General features: G+C 40.8%; 21 protein-coding genes. 17 read left to right on the top strand and 4 right to left on the bottom strand.

The window, feature by feature from the left end; genetic code table 11:
- Nucleotides 1-19: 19 nt before the first annotated feature.
- Genes GGQ95_RS01600 through GGQ95_RS01590 form a run of 3 tightly spaced genes read left to right on the top strand, consistent with a single transcriptional unit; the run spans nt 20 to nt 2384 of the window.
- Entirely contained in the window at nt 20-895 is an 876-nt protein-coding gene (locus GGQ95_RS01600) for an ABC transporter ATP-binding protein (RefSeq protein WP_066147354.1), read from the top strand.
- Nucleotides 896-908: 13 nt separating this feature from the next.
- Complete coding sequence (locus GGQ95_RS01595; RefSeq protein ID WP_066147356.1) at nt 909-1706, top strand: DUF2705 family protein; 798 nt, start codon at nt 909-911, stop codon at nt 1704-1706.
- A gap of 21 nt (nt 1707-1727) precedes the next feature.
- The gene (locus GGQ95_RS01590; protein WP_066147358.1) at nt 1728-2384 is read left to right on the top strand and encodes a TetR/AcrR family transcriptional regulator; all 657 of its coding nucleotides are present in this window, start codon (nt 1728-1730) and stop codon (nt 2382-2384) included.
- A gap of 561 nt (nt 2385-2945) precedes the next feature.
- Here GGQ95_RS01590 and GGQ95_RS01585 read toward each other — a convergent pair.
- A complete protein-coding gene (locus GGQ95_RS01585) occupies nt 2946-3302 on the bottom strand; it encodes a hypothetical protein (protein ID WP_183186261.1) in 357 nt (118 codons plus the stop codon).
- A 709-nt stretch (nt 3303-4011) separates the two neighbouring features.
- Here GGQ95_RS01585 and GGQ95_RS01580 point away from each other — a divergent pair.
- Nucleotides 4012-4347 carry a L,D-transpeptidase gene (locus GGQ95_RS01580; RefSeq protein WP_044745311.1) on the top strand — a complete coding sequence of 112 codons (336 nt, stop codon included), beginning with the start codon at nt 4012-4014 and terminating at the stop codon, nt 4345-4347.
- 398 nt (nt 4348-4745) lie between these two features.
- Here the strand turns inward: GGQ95_RS01580 and GGQ95_RS01575 are convergent, their stop codons facing one another.
- Nucleotides 4746-4844, bottom strand: coding sequence for a YjcZ family sporulation protein (locus tag GGQ95_RS01575; protein ID WP_231734597.1), 99 nt, complete (start codon nt 4842-4844; stop codon nt 4746-4748).
- Nucleotides 4845-5472: 628 nt separating this feature from the next.
- Between GGQ95_RS01575 and GGQ95_RS01570 the strand changes: the two genes are divergently transcribed.
- From GGQ95_RS01570 to GGQ95_RS01555, 4 genes are all read left to right on the top strand, one after another.
- A complete protein-coding gene (locus GGQ95_RS01570) occupies nt 5473-6369 on the top strand; it encodes a YitT family protein (RefSeq protein ID WP_221211955.1) in 897 nt (298 codons plus the stop codon).
- A 354-nt stretch (nt 6370-6723) separates the two neighbouring features.
- A complete protein-coding gene (locus tag GGQ95_RS01565) occupies nt 6724-8376 on the top strand; it encodes a copper resistance protein CopC (RefSeq protein WP_183186260.1) in 1653 nt (550 codons plus the stop codon).
- Between the two features lie 17 nt (nt 8377-8393).
- Complete coding sequence (locus GGQ95_RS01560) at nt 8394-9056, top strand: YcnI family copper-binding membrane protein (RefSeq protein WP_066147365.1); 663 nt, start codon at nt 8394-8396, stop codon at nt 9054-9056.
- 297 nt (nt 9057-9353) lie between these two features.
- A complete protein-coding gene (locus GGQ95_RS01555; RefSeq protein WP_066147366.1) occupies nt 9354-9989 on the top strand; it encodes an FMN-dependent NADH-azoreductase in 636 nt (211 codons plus the stop codon).
- A 102-nt stretch (nt 9990-10091) separates the two neighbouring features.
- Here the strand turns inward: GGQ95_RS01555 and GGQ95_RS01550 are convergent, their stop codons facing one another.
- The gene (locus GGQ95_RS01550; protein ID WP_044745308.1) at nt 10092-10805 is read right to left on the bottom strand and encodes a polysaccharide deacetylase family protein; all 714 of its coding nucleotides are present in this window, start codon (nt 10803-10805) and stop codon (nt 10092-10094) included.
- A gap of 413 nt (nt 10806-11218) precedes the next feature.
- Here GGQ95_RS01550 and GGQ95_RS01545 point away from each other — a divergent pair, with 413 nt between their 5' ends.
- From GGQ95_RS01545 to GGQ95_RS01530, 4 genes are read left to right on the top strand one after another with little or no spacing between them, the layout of a single operon-like run.
- Entirely contained in the window at nt 11219-11872 is a 654-nt protein-coding gene (locus GGQ95_RS01545; protein WP_066147369.1) for a YhbD family protein, read from the top strand.
- Nucleotides 11854-12558, top strand: coding sequence for a polymer-forming cytoskeletal protein (locus GGQ95_RS01540; RefSeq protein ID WP_066147371.1), 705 nt, complete (start codon nt 11854-11856; stop codon nt 12556-12558). The genes GGQ95_RS01545 and GGQ95_RS01540 overlap by 19 nt, the downstream gene beginning before the upstream one ends.
- 11 nt (nt 12559-12569) lie before the next feature.
- Nucleotides 12570-13283, top strand: a complete 714-nt coding sequence (locus GGQ95_RS01535) for a polymer-forming cytoskeletal protein (RefSeq protein WP_236546412.1) — start codon at nt 12570-12572, stop codon at nt 13281-13283.
- A 14-nt stretch (nt 13284-13297) separates the two neighbouring features.
- Complete coding sequence (locus GGQ95_RS01530) at nt 13298-14827, top strand: MDR family MFS transporter (protein WP_066147375.1); 1530 nt, start codon at nt 13298-13300, stop codon at nt 14825-14827.
- A gap of 131 nt (nt 14828-14958) precedes the next feature.
- Here the strand turns inward: GGQ95_RS01530 and GGQ95_RS01525 are convergent, their stop codons facing one another.
- Nucleotides 14959-16464 carry a glycine betaine uptake BCCT transporter gene (locus GGQ95_RS01525; RefSeq protein WP_183186259.1) on the bottom strand — a complete coding sequence of 502 codons (1506 nt, stop codon included), beginning with the start codon at nt 16462-16464 and terminating at the stop codon, nt 14959-14961.
- Between the two features lie 526 nt (nt 16465-16990).
- Between GGQ95_RS01525 and GGQ95_RS01520 the strand changes: the two genes are divergently transcribed.
- From GGQ95_RS01520 to spoVK, 5 genes are all read left to right on the top strand, one after another.
- The gene (locus GGQ95_RS01520; protein WP_183186258.1) at nt 16991-18343 is read left to right on the top strand and encodes an MDR family MFS transporter; all 1353 of its coding nucleotides are present in this window, start codon (nt 16991-16993) and stop codon (nt 18341-18343) included.
- Between the two features lie 127 nt (nt 18344-18470).
- Nucleotides 18471-20159: a methyl-accepting chemotaxis protein gene (locus tag GGQ95_RS01515; RefSeq protein WP_183186345.1), complete on the top strand. Its 1689-nt coding sequence runs from the start codon at nt 18471-18473 to the stop codon at nt 20157-20159.
- Nucleotides 20160-20443: 284 nt separating this feature from the next.
- Nucleotides 20444-21391, top strand: coding sequence for a tRNA (adenosine(37)-N6)-dimethylallyltransferase MiaA (miaA, locus tag GGQ95_RS01510; protein ID WP_066147724.1), 948 nt, complete (start codon nt 20444-20446; stop codon nt 21389-21391).
- A gap of 33 nt (nt 21392-21424) precedes the next feature.
- Entirely contained in the window at nt 21425-21649 is a 225-nt protein-coding gene (gene hfq / locus GGQ95_RS01505; protein ID WP_044745301.1) for an RNA chaperone Hfq, read from the top strand.
- A gap of 585 nt (nt 21650-22234) precedes the next feature.
- Nucleotides 22235-23167, top strand: coding sequence for a stage V sporulation protein K (spoVK, locus tag GGQ95_RS01500; RefSeq protein ID WP_066147386.1), 933 nt, complete (start codon nt 22235-22237; stop codon nt 23165-23167).
- Nucleotides 23168-23181 lie beyond the last annotated feature (14 nt).

The raw sequence follows: 23181 nt of genomic DNA, 5'->3' as shown, positions 1-23181 counted from the left end.
ACCTAAAGGAGGCGGAAGAATGAACATTGTAGATGTCAAACATTTGACTAAAATGTATAAGAAGAACAGGGGAATTACCAACTTAACCTTTTCCATTGAAAAAGGGGAAATTTTTGGATTTATTGGACCGAATGGAGCAGGTAAGAGCACAACTATTCGAACGCTTTTAAATTTCCTCTATCCGACCAGCGGGAGTGCGACAATTTTCGGGAAAGATATTGTGAAACAATCAAAAGAAATTAGACAAAAGGTGGGTTACCTGCCATCTGAAGTTCATTTTTACGATGATATGAAAGTGGTTGATTTATTAAAATACTCCGCAGGCTTTTACAAAACATTCAACCCAAAAAGAATGAAAGAACTGGCAGAAAGACTCGATCTTGATCTCCATAAAAAAATGGAGGATCTTTCCTTTGGTAATCGAAAAAAAGTAGGGATTGTCCAAGCACTTTTGCATGAGCCAAAACTTTTGATCTTGGATGAACCGACAGGCGGACTCGATCCGCTTATGCAAAACACCTTTTTTGAACTTCTTAAAGAGGAAAGAGAAAAGGAAGCAACCATTATTTTTTCCTCTCATATTCTTTCTGAAGTGCAAAAGATGTGTGACCGGGTCGCTATTATTAAGGAAGGGCAGCTTGTGAAAGTCGAAACGATTGAACATCTTACGAAAAACAATTTAAAAAAGATTACCATTACATTTGAACAAGCGAATGCGATGGACTTCAATCTCGAAGGAATCGCGAAAAAAGAAATCAACGGCAGTGAAATGAAGCTGCTTTACAGCGGGGATATAAAGGCGCTTCTCCATCAGCTGAATACGATGCCGATTCAAAACTTGCTGATTGAAGAGCCGTCTCTTGAAGAAGTATTTATCCATTACTATGAGAAGTAAGGGAGGGATCGATATGATTTTTAAAAGGGAACTGAAACGAAATTTCAAGTCGTTGATGATTTGGAGCGTCGTCCTTAGTGGCCTCATTTTATTGACGTTAAGCATTTATCCGCAATTTGCTGAACAGCAAAATGAAATGAACAAGCTGCTAGAGGCTTATCCGGAGCCTATGAAAAAAGCGTTGGGAATGAATGAATTAAGCCTAGGAGATCTGATGGGGTTTTACGGGATCGAAATTTATATGATGACGACTCTTTTAGGAAGCATATATGTGGCTATTCTTGCCTCTAATATCCTAGCGAAGGAAGAAAATGAAAAGACGATCGAATTTTTGCTGTCAAAGCCGGTTACAAGAAACCGAATTGTGACCGAAAAACTTTTGGCTGTTTTCGTCAATATTTTGATCTTTAACGGAGTCATAACAATCATAAGTATGATCGGGTTTCAATTTGCAGATGATCCGGAAGTTCCGGCAGGCATCTTTAGCCTACTAATCGTTGCCACCATTTTGCTTCATTTGACATTTGCTGCTGTCGCGTTTATGTTGTCATCCATGTTGAAAAAAACAAGGAGCATTCTTTCCATTTCACTAGGAATTGTCCTAGCGGCTTATTTTATGAATGTGATGGCAGGGATTTCGGAGGACTTAGAGATTTTAAAATATTTCAGTCCGTTTAAATATGTAGACGCTGCCCAAATTATTCGTGATCATCAACTGGAGCCTCTTTATATGTTTATCATGGCCGCTGTTATTTTCATTAGTTTATTCGTTTCCTTTATGGTATATAGAAAGAAGGATATGGCAGTTTGATAAAACATTGAGGTGTTTAAATTGTATTCAGCATTTGAAAAGCAGCCACAGGAAAAAAGAGCTTTGATTATCAAGGTGGCTATTGAGGAATTTGTGAAGAATGGCTATGAAAAAGCTTCCACAGATGTTATTACGAGACGGGCGGGAATTTCCAAAGGACTTCTGTTTCATTATTTTAAAAGCAAGAAAAACTTATACCTTTATTTAGTCCATTATGTAAAGGATCTGCTTACGAAAGAAGTAACAGAAGCCTTCAAACAAGTTCAGGCTGATGATTTTTTTGAACGAGTGAAAGAAATAGTCCTATTGAAACGTAAAGTGATAGAGAAGTATCTTCAAGAAGCGTATTTTGCTATGAACGCGCTCACTCATCCGCCTGTTGCTGTAAAAAAGGAAATGGAAGAGATCATAAAGGAACACTACGAAACGTATCAGGAAGGCTTTATGTTGGAGCGTGTTTATATGAAAGACTTGATCCAAACGGAAAAACTGCGAGAGGATATTTCCGTCGATACCGTAGTAAAAATAACGATGCTTATTAGTGAACAGCTAGCTACGAAATACTTAACTCTATATAAAAATAAACCAATCGACATCGCTCATATCATGGATTCCTCCATCAAAGAACTGAATGAATATCTCGAAATTATAAAATATGGAATTTATAAACCAGGATAAACCTTACACTTTTTCCACTGGTTTTCGTTGCTCCGAGCGCGATTTTCAGCGTGTAGATAACATCTCTGGATCGACTGTCGAGGATCTCTTTCCATAAAAAAGATTAGGGCTTGTTACATGGCTATAGAAAAGAACAGCAGCTATGATGAAATAATGGCCTTTATTCACTAAAGAGCATGTTATTTACTAATTTCACACCATCCACCGAGAAGTTCCTCACCTCTAAGCGAAGTGGAGGTGGAGGGAGGTTTATAATTTATCGAAATGTATGTGAAACATAACTGAAAGGTGAAATAAAAATATGGTCGGAAGGCAAGTCTACAGGCTTGCCTTTTCGCCATGCATCCGCGTGGTGAACATTGGAACAACGCTGCTTTCTTTAGGAAGCTGCTGCTTTCAACTAACTGACCATGGACAAACGGCAAAAGTTCCATCATACAAATGTTACCATATCCAATTGCATGTAATAAATTAAATACTATGTAGGGATACCAGAAAATATAACATCATGTTGAAGTATGAAAAAAGAGGTGAGGTCCTTACTTTTGAAGGAGATGTAAATTACATGATTTTTTTTCTTAACGTACGGATGGAAACGTCATGTTCGCCGATGATTTCGTAGACAGATTTAAAGCTTTCTTGGAGGTTTTTCACTTCTTCGTTTGTTTCCATTACAGCTTGCTTCATTAATTTTTGTTCCTGTTCAACCCGATCTAATCGCTCTTCAACATGACTTAATCTTGCTTCAACTTGATCTAACCGTGTTTCCACTTGATCCAGCCGCTTTTCAACTCGGTTCAATCGGTCATCTATCTGTTTTAATTGTGTTCCGATATCATCTAATCGATCATGGACATTTTTTAGCTCATTGTCAATCGACGTCATTTTTTCTAAAATGAGGTCAAGCTTTTGTTCCATTTTTTCACTCCTTTCCAAAATCACTTTGTCTTTATTCTATTCGAATGAGACGGTTCTGACAAGTATGGATTCATGGATCAAGTGCAGTATTCAGTCAGCATACTTCTGTGTTGATGTAGGAGAAAAACTATGGAACGATAGAGAGATTCAAAAGCAATGAATGAACGTGTTGAAGAGCCTGTTTGTCTATTGCGATCGCTTTCACGACAAGGAAATTTTTTATGATTCGTTACCCGAAGCGCTCATTGGACATGGTATGCAAGGATGACGAATATGGCTCGCCTCCTCAATATTCGTTGCCTTTGACTAGGTAATAATCCACTTTTGACCGTGAGTTTTGATAGATACCATTTCTTTCATTGTCTGTATACGGCGCGAGGATCATACATAAGTGAATGGATTGGACAAGCGCCACAGGTTATTCTTCATAACAAACTTTTAGGTCTTCAAAAAGTGATTTCGGATTGTTCGATTGCTTGATCACCAAAAAACGTTCCCCTTTTCGCTTACCGAATCGGCCCAGAAGGCTTTTCCGATCCTCCTATCAAGCAGGAGAAGCCACTTTCTTTTGCGCTGAAGCTTCTTGGATTGAGTGGTAAAAAACTCCTCTCTCTTAACGGAGGGGAGATGGGCGAGGTTCATGAATGTCAAAAAATAAAAAAACTCATACACTGATACAAAATTCAAATTTTTATCTGGAGATGGTTGGATGGCGCGTTGGATCGATGTCTCGACAAGTAAACATCAATTAAAGCTTTACGATGGACAGCGGCTCATTAAGGTGTATCCCATTGCTGTTGGTAAAATGTTGACACCAACCCCTTCAGGAACGTATACGATCATTAATAAACAGCGTCATCCTGGAGGCGCTTTCGGGGCTATGTGGATGGGACTCTCTAAGCCACACTATGGAATACACGGAACGAATAACCCTTCCTCTATAGGAAAAAATGTATCCCATGGCTGCATTCGTATGCATAATCAAGATGTGGTGGAGTTAGCTGCACTTGTGCCAATCGGAACACCTGTCCATATTCATAAGTGAGAAGCCTGCTTTGCTATATAACGCTGATAAAGCAAAAAACACAGAGATGTTTCGGATTGTTTTATTTTATGTGGTTTGTCTTCTTTTTTGGAGAGGCTCAGGCAAAATGACAGGATCAAAACATCACAAGTGTTGATGATCCATTATTTTACTAAAAACATGGAGTGATCTAGCTAGGAACCAAGCAATGACCATTAGTTTTTATTGGATAATCAACACACCTGTAAAAACATGTTAAAATTAGCTATCCATTTTTTGGACTTTTATTGTTAAGATGATGTGAAAGAAAATTTTCTTCCCATTATTCTAATGGAGAGAAGAGGGGGATATGAAAAGAAAGGGAGTTCCGTTTGGACGGAACTCCCAGCGGCAATGAAGAAGAGGGTGAAAACGGGCTGTTAATAGTTAATTAACGATGCACCAACGATAATTAATAAGATAAACAATACTACGATTAACACAAAGCCATTATTATAAGATCCGCCGTATTGAGACATGGAATTTCCCCCTTTCATCCGAAGGATACTATTAGTGTATGAAAAAGTTTGTATCATGTTTTGGACAAACATGGATTTTATTGAAATTTGATGAATAAAAACTATCATAAATCCAACTGAAAAATGGAACGAAAGAAGTATGTAGAAAAATTTCTATGCTCAAAAAAGTCTTTCGTCACGTATTCGTGGGACAAATACCTGCATAGCGCGTTTATGGTTCTGTGGAGAAAGTTTTTCACCACCTAATCACTGAAAGAGGGGCGTCACCTGCCATACAAGGAATAAATGTGGATGAATCAAGTTGTATCTAACAGAAGGGATAACCCGAGCCCCCAACTCTTGACGTCAGCATAGGGAGAGAATATCACAGTGCATGATATGCGTCATATTCATCGTTTTTTGATATAATAAAAACGAAGAAGAACTAACGTGCGAGTGATCTAATGTGAGAAAGAGATGGCCAACTTGCCGATTTGCCCCTTCTCTTAGCGTAGGCTATATTTTCACTTATATAATGAAGCAATCCCATTTTATCTATATGTATGCTATCATTTAGCAAAACCAAACAATTTTATTTAGGAGGCATTGGATCATGAGCGCTGTTTATCAAGAATAAGGGGGAGTAATTTTGTCAGAAATCTTATCACAATCAGCTAAAGTATCAGTTCAACATCAGCAATTATCTAAAACAAAAATTCTTAAAAGGGCAATCGGCATTTTTATTGGCGCTGTTGCAATGGCTGTGGGACTTGAGATCTTTTTAGTTCCCAATAAAGTCATCGATGGAGGCATAACAGGCATTTCCATTATGCTTTCCCACATTACAGGTTATCGCCTCGGTATTTTCATTTTCTTTTTAAACCTTCCATTCTTTTTTATGGGATATAAGCAAATCGGTAAAACCTTTGCTATTTCCACATTATTTGGAATTGCTGTTTTATCTGTTTTTACCTCTTTGTTTCACCCTGTTCCTGCTTTTACAGAAGATATTTTGTTGGCCACGATTTTCGGCGGCATGATTTTAGGCATGGGAGTAGGACTTGTTATTCGCTGTGGCGGTGCGTTAGATGGCACGGAAATATTGGCGATACTGATCAATAAAAAGATTCCTTTTTCCGTTGGCGAAATTATTATGTTTTTTAATATTTTTATCCTTGGTACGGCTGGATTCGTATATACTTGGGATCGCGCGATGTACTCGATTTTAGCCTATGTTATTGCCTTTAAAACCATTGATGTCGTGATTAAAGGATTAGATGAGTCGAAATCAGCCTGGATTATTAGTGATAATTCGGAAATGATCGGCAGCGCCATCATGAATCGACTTGGGCGCGGCGTTACCTATTTGAGCGGGGAAGGCGCATTTTCCGGAGATGATAAAAAAGTAGTGTTTTGTGTGATTACACGCCTTGAGGAGGCAAAGCTGAAAGAAATTGTAGAAGAAAATGATCCCAATGCTTTCTTGGCGATTGCCGATATTGCTGAAGTGCGCGGCGGACGTTTTAAGAAACGGGACATTCATTAATCCATACTTGTTTGTAGCTAGTTCAGCAGCCGTTGATAAAGACGGCTGCTGAAGCGGATATGCTTGTTATTCAACGTTTAGGCGAGAGGATGAAAGGCGAATCAAGGGCTAGTTTAACCCGTATACACGGGTTTATTTTTTTGCTCTCATAGCGGATATCATGTGAAAAAAGTGTCATACATCCTTCACACTTTTTTCACAGTGTTTATCTAATATAAATACATATCGAACTTTTCCGGGCGAAAAAGGAGAGTTTGTCCGACATGGGGGCTTTGATTAAAGCGGATACAGCTAGACATAGCCAAACGTGATCGATCAGAAAAACGGAAAGTACAGTCACAAGGAGGGAAATCGTTGCTTCGTTTGCACAAAGTACTGCTATGGGGATTGGTGGGTATATTCCTGCTCAACCTATTCCCTGGCCGCTCATTTGCCCATGCTTATATTGTTCGCTCCACGCCGTCAGAAAATGAAACATTGGCTCGCGCTCCGAGTATGATTCGCATCGAGTTTAATGAAGAAATTCAAGACCATTTTTACTCTTTGAAGCTAATCAATGAAGCAGGGCAATCGATTACATTAAACCAGGTACGGATTGATAAGAATCATCCAAAAATACTTGAAGCGAATTTGCCAAACGCTCTGTCGCAGGGAACGTATATGATCCAATGGAGGGTCGTTTCCAGCGATGGCCATCCGGTCAAGGGAACGATTCCGTTTCAAATTGGACAAGGAGGCAAAACGGAAACATCGATTTTGCCTAAAACCAAAAACTATTTGCCACAGCTGGATATGGTATGGATTCGCTGGCTGTTTTACGTAAGCTCATCTTTGTTTGTCGGAATGCTTTTTTTTAAACAAATAGTAGAGCCGAAGCAGGAGACTTTTTCTTTTTCATTCAGATATAATGCTTTGTATTGGCTCGCTTACATTGGAATGAGTCTTTCAATTTTACTGAGTCTGCCTTTACAAATTACAGTCGAAGCAGATGTACCATGGTCTAAAGCATGGAGCGTATCCTTCATAAAAAAAATGATTACGGATAGTTCATTTGGCTCTGTCTGGCTCATTCAGATCGCATGCCTTGGATTATTGCTGATAACGGGCTCTGCCATTACATATTTCCATCAGCGCCAAGAGAAGCGGCTTAAACGTTGGGTGTCTTTGTCATTCATTATCGGAATGGGGCTTTTGTTTACGAAATCGTTACTTGGACATACAACAGCGTCTCCTCATCGCATGATTTCTGTATTGATAGATTTTCTGCATCTTCTTGCTGCGAGCCTTTGGCTGGGGAGCTTATGCATGATAGCCATTATTTTGCCGCTAGAGCTATTGGCGAAGAAGGAAAAAGATTGGCATCGGTATTGGGCCGCGATTAAAAGATTTTCTTACTGGGGGGCGATTTTTGCTTGTGGGGTCATGATGACGGGTGCATACATGAGCCTTCAACAAGTTCCGACCTTTTCTGCTCTTCTTTCGACCATGTACGGGAAGTTCTTGATGGGTAAAGTCATGTTATTGATGATGATGCTGCTGCTAGCTTCCATCCATATATGGGCGAGAAAGAAAGGAAGAAAATTAGGGCTTTCAATATGGGGAGAATGGGGGATCGGAATCATCGTGCTGCTTCTTGCTGCCGTTTTGACGAATCTCCCTCCCGCGACAGCGGCTCCGGGCCCTTTTCAGCAAACAAAAGAGGTTCACGGGTATACGATTGGCTTAAAAGTGACTCCCAATATATTAGGAACCAATCATTTTACGATCCATATTAAAAATCAAAAAGGGCAGCCGGTCCAGGATATTGAGCAAGTGACAGTCACACTTGCATCTAAGGAAATGGATATGGGAGAAAATGTTTTACAAGTTCGCGGAAATCAATCCGGCACTTATCAAATCCAAGGAATGATCAGTATGGCTGGCCGCTGGAACATTCATATTCATGCATTAACCACATCTTTACAAAGCATTGATGCAGATTTCGAATGTTTTGTGGGTAGTCAATAAAAGGAGGAAATGGATTTATGAAAAAAGCCGTTCTCAGAGTATCAAGACTGACTATTTTTGCTATGACCGCATTTTTATTATTTTCAGGAATAGCAAGTGCACATGTGACAGTGAAGCCCAATATTTCTGCACCGGGCTCTTGGGAAACGTATACCATAAAAATTCCTGTCGAAAAAGAGATACCGACAACAAAAGTCACGTTAAAAGTTCCAGAAGGAGCAGAGTTTGTATCCTATCAGCCTGCTAGTGGATGGAAGGTAATCACGGAGAAAGACGCATCTGGAAAAGTGAGAACAGTTACGTGGGAAGCAACAGGAGAGGGCCTTTTGCCAGGAGAGTTTCAGCAATTTTATTTTATGGCTAAAAACCCAGAACAGGAAGGAACATTAGCTTGGGATGCTTATCAATACTATAAAGATGGCTCTGTTGTCGAATGGACGGGCGATGAAAGCTCACAAACCCCTCATTCTGTAACTGAAATCAGTCAATCAGCCGCAGCTTCAGACAGCCACAGCTCTCATCATGGCCAGCAAGCTGTTACAGAGACAAAAAAAGAAAGTGACAAAGAAGAGACAGAGAACAAAAAAACGGAAGCAAACGGTGTGCAAACAGCTACCCTGATTGTCTCAATTCTTGCTCTCATTCTTTCCGTTGCTGCGTTTTTGAAAAAGAGAAAATAGGATAACATCCAGTCAAAAAGCACCTTTACCAAGGTGCTTTTTTATCGCGATTGATAGGGTGTTATTTTGTTGGTGTGGAAGGGAAGCGAGAAAGGGTCATCAACAATGTTTTTCTCGAGCTCCTGAAAAAAATGATCGTTCATCGAGTGAAAAATGAATTTTTCGTTATACTAAAATATTGTGAGCAAATCATTTGAAATCCTATTTAAAATTTAATAAGATTACTTCGAATCAAAAATGTATTGATTCGAAATTTATAACCAAACAAAATTTACAACAAGAAAGGAAAGAATGAATATGGCAAAAGTCTTGTACATTACAGCCCATCCTTATGACCACACACAATCTTACAGCATGGCAGCTGGAAAGGCGTTTGTTGAGGCTTACAAGGAAGCTAATCCTGATCATGAAGTCGTTCATATTGACCTTTATAAAGAATACATTCCGCAAATTGATGGAGATGTATTGAACGGTTGGGATAAATTAAGAACAGGAACAGATTTTAGCGAGCTTTCTGCTGAAGAAAAAACGAAAGTAGGGCGTCTTTCAGAGCTATGCGAGCAATTTATTTCCGCTGATAAATATGTGTTTGTCACACCGTTCTGGAATTTCTCATTCCCTCCGGTGATGAAAGCATATATTGATGCTGTTGCGATGGCAGGCAAAACCTTTAAATACACAGAGCAAGGCCCGGTTGGGTTATTAACAGATAAAAAAGCGCTACATATTCAGGCGAGCGGTGGTATTTATTCAGAAGGCCCAGCTGCTCAATTGGAAATGGGGCATCGTTATTTAAGCGTCATCATGCAATTTTTTGGCATTCCATCCTTTGAAGGGTTGTTTGTCGAAGGACACGCTGCGATGCCTGATAAAGCACAAGAGATTAAAGAAAATGCCATTGCGCGGGCAAAAGATTTAGCTCAAACATTTTAATTAAAAAGAGCCGATCAGGAATGGTCGGCTCTTTTTTCGTGCGCAATCAATGCTTTGCCAATCGTATTTCATACCTGAGGCGTTAATGGAGACTAACGCGCATTATTGATTTTCCAAGTTTTGCAGCTCATTTACCGTGACAAACTGATAGCCTTGCTTGGATAAAGAGGCTAATATACCTTTAATGGTTTGCAGCTCATGATCTGTATCATCGTACATTGGATGCAGTAAAATAATGGATCCCGGCTTTACGTGCTGGTTGACATAATTTACTTTATCGGAAACCGAAGAGTAGTATGTGTCAGGCTCAAGATTCCACATCACCGTTTGGATATGCTGCTCTTTTAAATAATAGGGCAGCCCGATGAGTTTTTTCCCGTTTGGAGGACGAAAATCGATTTCTCCTTTGTATCCGGTTTTGCGAATCCAATCGTTTGTTTGTTCAATTTCTTTTTGAATAAAAGAAGAAGACTTAAAAACCATACGTTGATGAGAATAAGTATGATTTCCAAGCTGATGTCCCGCCGCCACCATTTTTTTGCCAAGCTCTAAGTGTTTCTTTAATTCGTTTCCGATGACGAAAAAAGTGGCTTTTGCGTGATATTGCTCTAAAAGGGGCAATATCTTTTCCACATTTTCCGTAGGTCCATCATCGAAGGTAAGTGCCACTACCTTTTTTGTCGTATCGACATGGCTGATGAGATCTCCAAACAGCTGATATGTTCTTGAATTCATTAGCTTATATAGACCAGCTAATAAAAGGCATATTGAGATGAGACAAATGATTCCATATGTAATCATCCGTTTTTTGACCATTGATTGTCATCCTCTTTTATTTAATTAGTCAAATGGCTTGTTCTTGGACATTTTATCAGTTCGCACTTATTAATACAAGCTCATTTCATGTATATGCCGAGATCAAAGAAATGAATGCTTCTTTTGTGTACAAGGCAGTCCAAGAGAAATAAATGGATTTCTGAGGGAGAGGCTACGTCTTCATGTGAGGCAAAGGGAAACATCGCTTTCGGCTTCACTTGTCAGTCTTTGAAGCAAATGGCCGTTCGCTCACTCAACCGTTAAAAATATCCCGAGATGAAGGGGGAAGATGACGTTTCATCGGTTTAATGGACTGTCTATTGCTCCAATCATGATCATAAAAATGATTTTTATTTACAACGTAACATTGTTATGTTACATTAATGATATGATAACGAAGGAGGTGCTTGAGTGTGGAGCAAGAGTTAATTTCGAAAAAGGAATTGCTGGAACTCACAAATATTTCATACGGACAGTTATATAGATGGAAGCGCAAAAAATTAATTCCTGAAGAATGGTTTATTCGAAAGTCAACATTTACGGGACAGGAAACATTTTTCCCAAAAGAAAAGATATTGGCGAGAATTGAAAAAATTAAACAAATGAAAGATGATTTATCACTTGATGAATTGGCAAGTATGTTTTCACCGAATCCGACTACAATTGCCCTTCATAAAAATGATATTATAGAACGTAACATTGTTTCGGAATTAGCGCTTCATTTTTATATTGAACAAAAGGGCGAGCAGCATGTATTTTTGTTTGACCAACTCCTTCAATTGTACGTATTTGATCGGCTGTTGCAGACAGGCGAAATGAGTTTGGGAGAAGGAAAAAGCGTATTTGATGTATTTGAGCGCCATTACAAAAAAATTCAAGGAAAAAGCTGTGAACTGCTCATCGTGCGAAAAATGGGCATTTCAACATGCCTGCTCTCTACAAATGGAAACGAGCTATATTTTGAGGACGGAGCCAAGGTGGTGGCCCGTTTACATGTGCCTAGCTGTATAGAGGAGTTAAAAATAAAGGTGACGGAGGGGATGGATAAATGGAGCGAAAAGATTTAGTGATTGCTGGCGTCGGCCATGCTTCGGGTGGAATATACAATATGGTCAAGGTTTCAGGAAGTGGAAAGCTTTTTGGTGATGTGGATTGCAACGATTTGAGCATTCAAGGAAATGCCACCATCGAAGGAAATGTGAAAGCGGAAATGGCTCATGTATCCGGAAGGGTTCATATGACGGGGGCGCTGCATGCTGAACAGGTAAAAATTAGCGGAAATGCTAGTGTTGGCGGGAACATAGAGTGTAAAGTGATTCGCTTTCATGGAAACGGGAGCGTAAAAGGAACGTTGAATGCCGAAGAGGTGTATATCCATGGAGAAACAGATGTCGCAGGGGATTGCGCTGCCGAAACATTTGATGCACGGGGCAGCTTTACCATTGGTGGATTATTGAACGCGGGAAACATTCAAGTGAAGCTGTATGGTCATTGTCAAGTGAAGGAAATTGGCGGGGAAACGATTGAGGTTCGGCAACCAGGAGTTCCATTTTTGAAAAAACTATTTTTTCATGTCGGCTTAACAGCTGAAATGATTGAAGGCGATGAAATTTATTTAGAACATACCAATGCCAAAGTTGTGAGAGGAAACAAAGTAACCGTCGGCCCTGGGTGTGAGATTGAACGGGTGGAATATCAAAGTAGCTTTGAATGTGATAAAGGAGCGAAAGTAGGAACATATCAAAAAGTATGAGGAGGAAAGTCATGAGAAACTTGACAGTCAATGGTTCTGCTTTGACATCAGGAGGAACCTTTCGTAATGTGACCATTCGTGGTGATGCGACAATTAGCGGCGATGTACAATGTGCGAAATGGAAAGTATTTGGGAACGCGGATGTGAGTGGAAATATGACAGCCGAATGGCTAAACATTTTTGGACAGGCGAATATAAGAGGAAACGTCCATGTGAAAACGATCAAGCTATTTGGGCAGGCGGACATTCGCGGAAATACCAATGTTGATGACATGCGTCTTCGCGGGGCTGCGCATATTCAAGGGAATATTACAGGCGGAGCGATTCACGGGTATGGAGAGATGAATGTTTCCGGTGATTGTGAAACGGAATCGTTTTCGGTTAAAGGGGTTGTACAAATTGCTAATACATTAAATGCAGAGCGAGTCGACCTCTCCCTTTATTTTGCGGATAGCCGCATTTCGGAAATCGGTGGAAAAACGATCCGCGTGAAACGAAGCAAATGGAACGTGATGAACCTTTTTAAAGGGATGGCGAACACGTCAGCAAGGCTCATGACCGAAATCGTCGAGGGAGATGAGATTTATTTAGAGCATACAAGTGCCCAAATTGTCAGAGGAGACCGTATTATCATCGGCCCGGGCTGCGATATTGAACTGATCGAATATCAAACAAGCTTGCAGCAAAGCGAACGAGCCGTTGTAAAAGAGAAAAGAAAAATATAAAAAGGAGAATCGGTATGGGAAGAAACGATGCGAGAATCGGTTGGGTAGTAGCAGGATTACTGCTCGGGATTTTTGTTGCATCCATGGATAACACGATTGTTGCCACCGCTATGGCAACAATCGTGGCTGATTTAGGCGGAATTGAACAATTTGTATGGGTGACATCTGCTTATATGGTGACAGAAATGGCAGGTATGCCGATTTTCGGAAAGCTCTCGGATATGTATGGAAGGAAGCGGTTTTTTATTTTCGGTATCGTTGTCTTTTTACTTGGCTCTATGCTATGCGGAGTGGCGCAAGATATTGTCCAGCTTAGTATTTTTCGTGCGATTCAAGGAATTGGGGGAGGAGCTTTAGTTCCGATTGCTTTTACGATTATGTTTGATATTTTTCCGCCGGAAAAACGCGGGAAAATGGGTGGGCTTTTTGGAGCTGTATTCGGTTTATCAAGCATATTCGGGCCGCTCTTTGGAGCGTATATTACGGATTATTTAAATTGGCGCTGGGTGTTCTATATCAACATTCCTTTAGGTCTTTTAGCGTTTTTATTCATCGTCTTGTTTTATCATGAATCTCCGAAGCATGCAAAGCAAACGATTGATTGGCTTGGTGTGATGACGCTTGTACCGGCCATCGTCTGCTTAATGTTTGCGTTAGAGCTAGGCGGCAATCAGTATGACTGGAATTCAGTCGAAATTATTGGGTTATTTGCCGGATTTTTTGTGTTATTTTTGTTATTTCTATATGTCGAAACAAAAGCGAAGGACCCGATTGTTTCTTATCACATGTTTCGCCGCCGTTTGTTCGCGACAGCGAATCTTGTCGGTCTTTTCTCAGGCGCTACCTTTATTGTTGCCACCGTTTATATTCCGATTTTTATACAAGGTGTTACAGGGGGATCAGCGACTAATTCAGGGTTGATCTTATTGCCGATGATGCTGGCGACGACAGTGTCAGCCCAATTAGGAGGATTTTTGGCAAGCAAAACAAGCTACCGCAATGTGATGATTTTGTTTACTACGGTATTTGTTATCGGCATGCTTTTATTAACGACCATTACCTCTGATACATCCCGGCTTACAGTGACATGGTATATGATTATTGTAGGATTAGGGGTTGGGGCTTCTTTTTCAGTCCTAGGAATGGCCGCGATTCACCATTTTTCGGAAGCCGAACGAGGTGCGGCAAGCTCTACTAACTCTTTTGTACGTTCGTTGGGAATGACAATAGGGATCACGATATTCGGGATTATTCAACGAAATGTTTTTAAAGAACAGCTAACGCCGCTGTTTAAAGGCACTGCATATGGAGCGGCAACAGCGAACATTCATGATCCGCGTGCGATTCTTTCACCGGAAGCGCGAGCACATATTCCAGAAGATCTGCTTGATCAAATGACAACAATATTGGCTTCTTCCATTGCTCATACGTTTATGTGGAGCTTGATTCCGGCGGCTCTTACCTTATTGTTTGTTTTTTTGATGACAAAGGAACGGTTGCTGCTCGCTTATCCGAAAAAAACGCAGCCGACACAAAAGGTTTAGCATAACGATGATATCAACAATAAAAAGCCGCGGAGCATGATCGTATATCATGCTCCGCGGCTATATGCATCCCAAAAGATTCTAAGAAAAAAGAGGTAGGCAAGTCTAGTGATAGATATGAGAGCTTGCGTTTATTTTAGTGACGGCATTTCTTCCTTAAAAGAACGAATCAATGAACTTACCATTAAAATTATAATGATGGTGAACGGAAACGCTGCGATAATGGATGCGGTTTGCAGTGCTTGTAATCCTCCAGTCCAAAGTAGTATAGCAGCAGAAGCAGATTGAATGATTCCCCAAATAAACTTAATGGAGTTAGGAGGGAATAAGCTTCCATTTGTTGTTTGCATACCAAGGACAAATGTTGCTGAATCTGCCGATGTAACAAAAAAAGTGCAAATAAGTAAAATAGCAAGCCCTGACAAAATCATCCCGAACGGGAAGTGCTGCAGTACAAAAAACAGTCCTGCTTCCATGCCGTCTGCCTCCATGACTTCCATAATTCGAACATGATTGAATTGTTCTAAATATAGTGATGAGCCGCCGAACACAGAAAACCATAGAGCGCTAAATACGGTTGGGACAACAAGCACGCCAATGACAAATTCACGAATGGTTCTTCCTCTTGAAATTCGGGCAATGAATGTTCCAACAAATGGGGCCCAAGCGATCCACCATGCCCAATAAAAGATCGTCCAAGCTCGAGGCCAATCGCTTTGTTCAAAAGGGCTCAACCGCAGGCTCATAGAAGGCAAATTTTGCACATACGTTCCAATTGTTGTAGTAAATACATCCATAATAAAATTAGTTGGGCCAACAAACAGCAAAAACAGCATCAATAGAAGTGCCAAAACAATATTAATGTTACTTAATATTTTAATTCCTTTGTTTAAACCGGATTGCGCTGATAGCATAAATAAAATCGTGACTGCGCCGATAATAATTAGTTGGGTGGCTATATTATTTTTTACGTATGGGAATAAATGGGATAAACCGCCGCTAATTTGAATGGCCCCTAAGCCTAAAGAAGTAGCAACACCAAATATGGTCGCATAGACAGACAATGTATCCACTGCAATTCCCACCGCTCCGTCTACTTTGTTTCCAAACAAAGGACGCAGTACGCGGCTAATTACTCCAGGCTCTTTTTTGCGGAATTGGAAATACGCCAACGCCAATGCTACAACTCCATAAATAGCCCATGGATGCAATCCCCAATGAAAAAAAGAATAGCGCATCGCTACGCGCGCAGCTTCCGTTGTCTTGCCTTCTCCAACAGGCGGATTGTAATAATGAGAGACTGGCTCCGCTACTCCCCAAAACACTAACCCGATTCCCATTCCAGCACTAAATAGCATAGCGAACCATGCGCGATAGCTGTATTCGGGCTTTTCGTGGTCTTGCCCAAGCCGGATACTTCCGTACTTTGAAAAAATTAAAAACAAACAAAACCCAAGAAAAGTGGTGGCAGCTAACAAATAAAACCACCCAAATTTATTAATGAGAAATGAATGAACGGACACGCTAACCGCATTTAAGTTATAATGCGGAAGCATACTTTTGGGAATCATTCCCCAAATGATAAAAAATAACGAAATCAATACAGAACAATAGAAAACCTTTGTTGCTTTGTTCATCAGACTCCTCCTTCTTCATCAATTGATGCCGATGAGGATCGTGTTAGTGTTTTCGGTTGTTAGAGGAAGCAAAGACAAATCTATCGTAACAAGGGGATTGCATAAAAAGCAACCAATTTGCTTTTTACAAAGGAATAAAGCATTTTTTTTTAGAAAAACAATGGAATCATGTAAAATAAAAAGTATTCTTCAAAAATTATGTGTGCACAAAATGCTGAAGCGGCTGCAGCGAAAAAGTGCGTAGTGAACAGAGGAATGATGAATTTTTAAGAAGAAAAAGGGGGGGAGCGTCAGTATACGAGCGCATTCGCTTCTCATTCAAAAAGAGGAGGGGCGATGACATGCTAGATTCAGGGAATGGCAGGATATAGAGGCAACTTGGCGTGTCCACAATTTCGTGTCTTCAATGAAGGGGCTGTTTGATTTCGACAGTCGAAAAAGATCGCTGATTCTTGCTAATCAGCTATACGTTCAATCTTCTTGTATATAGATAGATGGCATGAGTATTTAAAAAAGGGGGATATACATGAGTAGTAGGACATCTGTAATGATTAGCATCGTTTTAGCTATGCTAGTAGCATCTATGGACACGACGATTATGAATACAACGATGCCGATTATTTCTAAAGAACTTGGCAGCTTTTCACTTTATGCGTGGTCATTTGCCTCTTATATGATTACAACGACGGTTCTTTCTCCTATAGCAGGAAGGCTGTCAGATATTTTTGGTAGAAAGAAAGTGTTTAGCTTTGGAATTGTTCTTTTTCTTGCCGGATCACTTTTGTGCGGAATGTCGCAGAATATGATTCAGCTTGTTCTATTTCGTGCTATTCAAGGAATTGGCGCAGGATTTATGATGCCGTTTCCAGCCATTATTGCCGGAGATTTGTTTCCAGTCGAAAAACGAGGGAAAATTCAAGCGTTTTTTACAGCCATGTGGGGAATTTCCGCTGTACTTGCACCGCTGCTTGGCTCCTTATTTGTGGAGTATTTGTCATGGCGTTGGATCTTTTATGTCAATATTCCTGTTTCTTTGCTTTCATTATTGACGTTGATCCCATATAAAGAAGTATATGAACCGAAGAAAGCGGCTGTCGATTATATCGGTGCGGTTTTATTTGCGCTGGCGATCAGCTCCCTTTTACTTGTGACAGTTGTGAACAGCGGGCAGTTTTTGTATGCTGCTGGAGGGGTATTATTGCTTATTGTTTTTTATTGGTATGAGAAGAAGCAAACTTCACCGCTCGTTCCATTAACATTAGTTCGCCATCAAACATTAAAATGGATGAATATTAATGGCTTTATCAGCTGTGTCGCTCTATTTGGAACATCAAGCTATATTCCATTATTTTTGCAGCAAATAGCTCATCAAACCGTTTTTATGAGCGGTGTAGCATTGCTCGGGACATCCATTGGCTGGATGCTGGCAGCTGTTCCGGCAGGAAAATGGATTTTACGATATGGTTATCGTCGTCTGCTTATTATTGGCAATATTTTGCTTGTGGCAAGCGGAGGACTACTTGCGCTGTTGAATGAACAGCATGGCTTTTTTTATGTATTTTTCGCTATGTTTATTCAAGGACTGTCCTTTGGTCTTATGACAACAGTCGGGGTGATTGGTTCCCAACAGCTGGCGGATGCGCATGAAAAAGGAATTGCGACTTCATTTTTTATGTTTTGCCGTAATATCGGAACAGCTATTGGGGTAACGGTGATGGGAGCGCTATTAACGAAAGCCGCTCATTTTATGACAGGGATTCATGATCTGTTTTTATTCGGTTTTGCCGGTAGTATTGTTGCCCTTCTTACCTCCTTTTTCATACGGGAAGAAGTGCAGCATGAGCCGTTCAATGAAATAAAAGAAGGAAAAATGGTGTAGATTCATATAAAACTTCTGCTCATAGAATCCGATAGAAAAAGTGAGTATGACAGAGGAACCATCGTTTTTCCATCATTTGTTATAGTGGTAAAGCGGATGGAGAAAAAGGGGGCTTTTATCATTGAAAATGACCGTTAGAAAAAAATTGTTTGCTGGCTTTACAGCCGTGTTGGCCATTTTAGCCATCATTGTTGGAATTGCCTATTATGAATTGAGAGGCATTGATCAAACGTATACGAATCTATTGAATGAAAAAGTGCAAGCTTTATCGCTCGTTCAGCAAATGGAGATCGCGGCAAAGAAAGAGCAAACGAGCGCACGCGGCTATTTAATTACCGGAGATAGCACATCTTCCACAAATTTTGAAAAAGCGCATGAAGAGTATGGCGAACTAAGCAGCGACGTAGCTAAACTAATCACTCAAGCGGAAGCGAAGGAGCTGCTGTCACAGCTAAATCAACTGGAGGAAGACTACTATCAATTCGGCAAACAGCTAATACAGCTCAAGCAACAAAATGATGTCGAGCAGTATACAGAGTTAGTTGCCACAAAAGGCAGAGAGCTTTCCCAGCAGTTTGATGAAGCGGCGGAAAAATTGGTTCAATTCGAGCGGCGCTTATTAGATCAAGCTAGCCGTTCCACTTCTGCAAAATCGGATTCTGCGCAAATGTGGATGATGATTTATGGAGCGATTGCTGTGCTTGTTAGTGTTGGGGTAGCCTTTTCTATTAGCCAGATGATTTCACGCCCTGTTACTGCGCTATCGCAGGCGGCAAAGCGAATCGCTTTGGGAGATCTTGCAGGGGATAAAATTCTCGTGAAAAATAAAGATGAAATTGGTGAATTAGCCGCCTCTTTTAACGAAATGGCGGGAAATCTACGAGAGGTGATTCAGCAAGTAGCGAGCAATGCTGAACAGGTAGCCGCATCATCGGAACAACTAACAGCAAGCGCGGAGCAAACGAGCAAAGCGACTGAGCAAATTACGGCAACGATGCAAGAGGTGGCATTAGGTGCGGAAAAACAAGTGCAAGGTGTTGAAGAAACACTTGAAACCGTTCAAGAAATGTCCAATGGCATTCATCATGTAGCACAGCGCGCGCAAAATGTAGCCGAAATTGCCGGAGATGCCTCTCAGCGGGCATTGGAAGGCAGTGACACAGTTCGAACGGCTGTTGAGCAAATGAATTCGATAAACGAAACGGTAACGAGTTTAGCTAATGTCATTAAAGGATTAGGGGAACGTTCAACGCAGATCGGCCAAATTATTGAAGTGATTACCGGAATTGCTGAACAAACGAATTTGTTAGCGCTCAATGCAGCGATTGAAGCAGCAAGAGCAGGAGAACAAGGGCGCGGTTTTGCTGTAGTGGCTGACGAGGTTCGAAAGCTTGCAGAACAATCGGCACAATCTGCCCAGCAGATTTCAGCATTGATTGCGGGAATTCAACAAGAAACAAATGCTGCTGTCCAGTCAATGGAAAAAGCAACAGCAGAAACGGGCAATGGAATCGATGTGATTCGGGCCGCTGGGCTATCGTTCAAACAAATCAAAGATGCCGTGCAGGAGGTAGCGGGCAATATTCAAGAGGTGTCTGCATCTGTTCAGCAAATGTCTGCTGGTGCGGAGCAAATTGTCCAATCGATACAGCAAATGAATAAGCTAGCCGAAACATCGGCTTCGGGAACACAGGAAGTGTCTGCAGCCGCTGAGGAGCAGCTTGCTTCTATGCAGGAAATCTCTGCTTCTGCTACAGCATTATCAACGATGGCCGAAGATTTACAGGAAATGATTCGAAAGTTTAGAATATCATAGCGTACAGCATGGGATCTTGCATGGCGGCGAGATCCCTTTGTTCATCTTGAAATAACGACGCTTAGTGTTTATATAAGGACCCTATTGTTAACACATCCACCGAGAAGTCTCCCATCTCTAAACGGAGTGAAGGCGGGAGAGGAAGCTCACATCCTTTCATTTTCGTTTGTCTTGTGAAAAGAAGCAATGAAACTCTTTTTTCTTCCTGCAAAACGTGATAAAATTTCCTTCGCTTGGATATAATAAAACAATGTGGCATAATGACACAGAAGGTAGTGATGTCCGTGGGAGAGAAGCTTGTTGTGTTAATCGGGCCAACCGCTGTGGGGAAAACAAAAATGAGCATTGAACTGGCTAAACGGCTCAATGCAGAAATTATTAGCGGTGACTCGATGCAAATTTATAAAGGAATGGATATTGGCACAGCTAAAATTACTAAGCAAGAAATGGACGGAATCCCGCACCATTTAATAGACATTAAAGACCCAGCCGAGCCATTTTCTGTCGCCGAATTTCAACAGCTCGTTCGACCGTTGATTCAAGAAATTACTGACAGAGGCAAATTGCCGATGATTGTTGGCGGGACCGGGCTTTATATTCAATCGGTTATCTATGATTATCGTTTTTCTGACGCTCCTTCCGATCCAGCATATCGAGAGGATCTGCGGCGTATGGCGAAGGAAAAAGGAGCGGAGGCGTTATATGAAGAATTAAAGAGGATTGATCCAGAAAGCGCTGAACGCATTCACCCTCATAATCTGCGCCGTGTCATTCGTGCGCTTGAAATTTATCGATGCACCGGAAAAACAATGGCGGAATGGCAGCAAACGCAAACCCATGAGCTTCTTTATCAAGCGGCGATTATTGGTTTAACAATGGAAAGGGAGCAATTATATCGTCGCATTAACGAACGCGTCGATCAAATGGTGGCCCAAGGGCTGCTCGATGAGGTTAAAGCCTTGTATGAGCGCGGCTTGCGCAACTGCCAATCGATTCAGGCTATTGGCTATAAAGAAATTTATGCATATTTAGATGGCGAGCTTTCATTTGCTGAAGCCGTTGAACAGCTCAAACAAAATTCACGTCGCTATGCTAAGCGTCAGCTCACATGGTTTCGTAATAAGATGCCTGTACGCTGGTTTGATATGACAGATTTATCTCGATTTACCGAGAAACGCGATGAAATTTTGCGATACATAGAAGGAAAGCTTCAACAAAAGACGAATATATAAAAATAGGTAGAGAGAAAAAGAGGAGGCCAGTTCATGAAAACATCGATTAACATTCAAGACCAATTTTTAAATCAATTGCGCAAAGATGGCACACAGGTAACCGTATTTTTATTGAATGGATTTCAACTTCGCGGCTTGGTGAGAGGCTTTGACAACTTCACTGTGCTTTTAGAGGTGCAGGGGAAGCAGCAACTCATTTACAAGCATGCGATTTCTACATTTGCACCTGAAAAAAATGTTCAGCTTGATATCCAATAAACAAGCAACAAAAAATCGCCCGCACGACACATGCGGGCGATTTTGTTTCGTAAAAAGGCGGGGAGATGAATATACTATAATAGCTATGGGAATGCAGTGCTCGTTTACACATGATAAAAGGCGATGCTTCTGCACCTTTAGAGCAGTGAAAGCTTGCCTGCTGGTGAGCATTTATTTGATTTTTTACGAAAACAATATAAATACAAATGAAAGATTGAACCAGTTAGCTTCTGGAAAGGTAGGTGACGCATTTTTGAACGGCCAGAGAAACAGAATTTTTCCTTTATTGCGCGAATGTTTGACAGGGGATAAACAACGATCGGTTTTACGAGACTTATGAGTAAATCTGAAAACGGTTTGTTTAGACATCCTGGCTGTCTAAAGAGACGAATTCCACATAAACGATGAAGAGAGCAAACGTTAAATTCGAATGAAATGGGACCGCATCATGGAGCAAATAGAGGGGTAAAGGGAGAAGTGCATCGGATGATAGGCATTTGTCACAAATAAATGTCGCTAAACGTATACTGGAAAAAACAATACTACTATTCATCAAGCGAAAGGGATAAAGCGAGGTGACAACCGTTGTCAGAAGTAACGATGAATAAGGCGAAAGGACAAATTAACATTGTATTAAACTCTAAAAATACGAATCATTTAGTGAAAGAGGAACGCATCGAAGGAATTGATTACGAGCAACATGCGATATTAAGAAGCATCCAAACAGAGCTTGACCAACTGATCGGCTTGGAAAATGTCAAAAAAATTGTCAAAGAAATTTATGCGTGGCTATATATTAACAAAAGGCGCAAAGATCAGGGACTGAAATCGAATAAGCAGGCACTTCACATGATTTTTAAAGGCAATCCGGGAACGGGAAAAACAACAGTCGCTCGCCTGTTAGGAAAATTATTTTTTGAAATGAACGTGTTGTCAAAAGGGCATTTTATCGAAGCAGAACGAGCGGATTTAGTCGGCGAGTATATTGGGCACACAGCCAATAAAACACGTGATTTAATTAAAAAGGCGCGAGGCGGTATTTTATTTATTGATGAGGCGTATTCGTTGGCACGCGGGGGAGAAAAGGATTTTGGAAAAGAAGCGATTGATACGCTTGTAAAAGGCATGGAGGATTATTGTGAAGATTTAGTCGTCATTTTGGCTGGTTATCCGGCGGAGATGGATTATTTTCTATCCTTGAACCCCGGTCTCCCTTCCCGCTTTCCACTTATGATTGAGTTTCCTGATTACACGGTAGACGAATTAATCCATATTGCCAAACAAATGCTGCGAGAGAGAGAATACGAATTTACGTTCGAAGCAGAACGAAAGCTGTATCATCATATTGAAGAGCTTCTTCACACAAAGAAGGAACGAAAATTCAGCAATGGCCGCTACATTCGTAATTTAATTGAGAAGGCGATTCGCAAACAAGCTGTTCGTTTATTATATGAAGGGCGTTATGACAAAAAAGAATTAACGTTGATTCGTGATCGTGATTTAATCATCGGTTCTTAATCAAGCGGAAGCAG

It is taken from the genome of Anoxybacteroides rupiense, assembly GCF_014196195.1.
Classification (GTDB): domain Bacteria; phylum Bacillota; class Bacilli; order Bacillales; family Anoxybacillaceae; genus Anoxybacteroides; species Anoxybacteroides rupiense.
The sequence above is the reverse complement of the archived record's forward strand: the minus strand, read 5'-3'. Positions and strand labels throughout refer to the sequence as shown.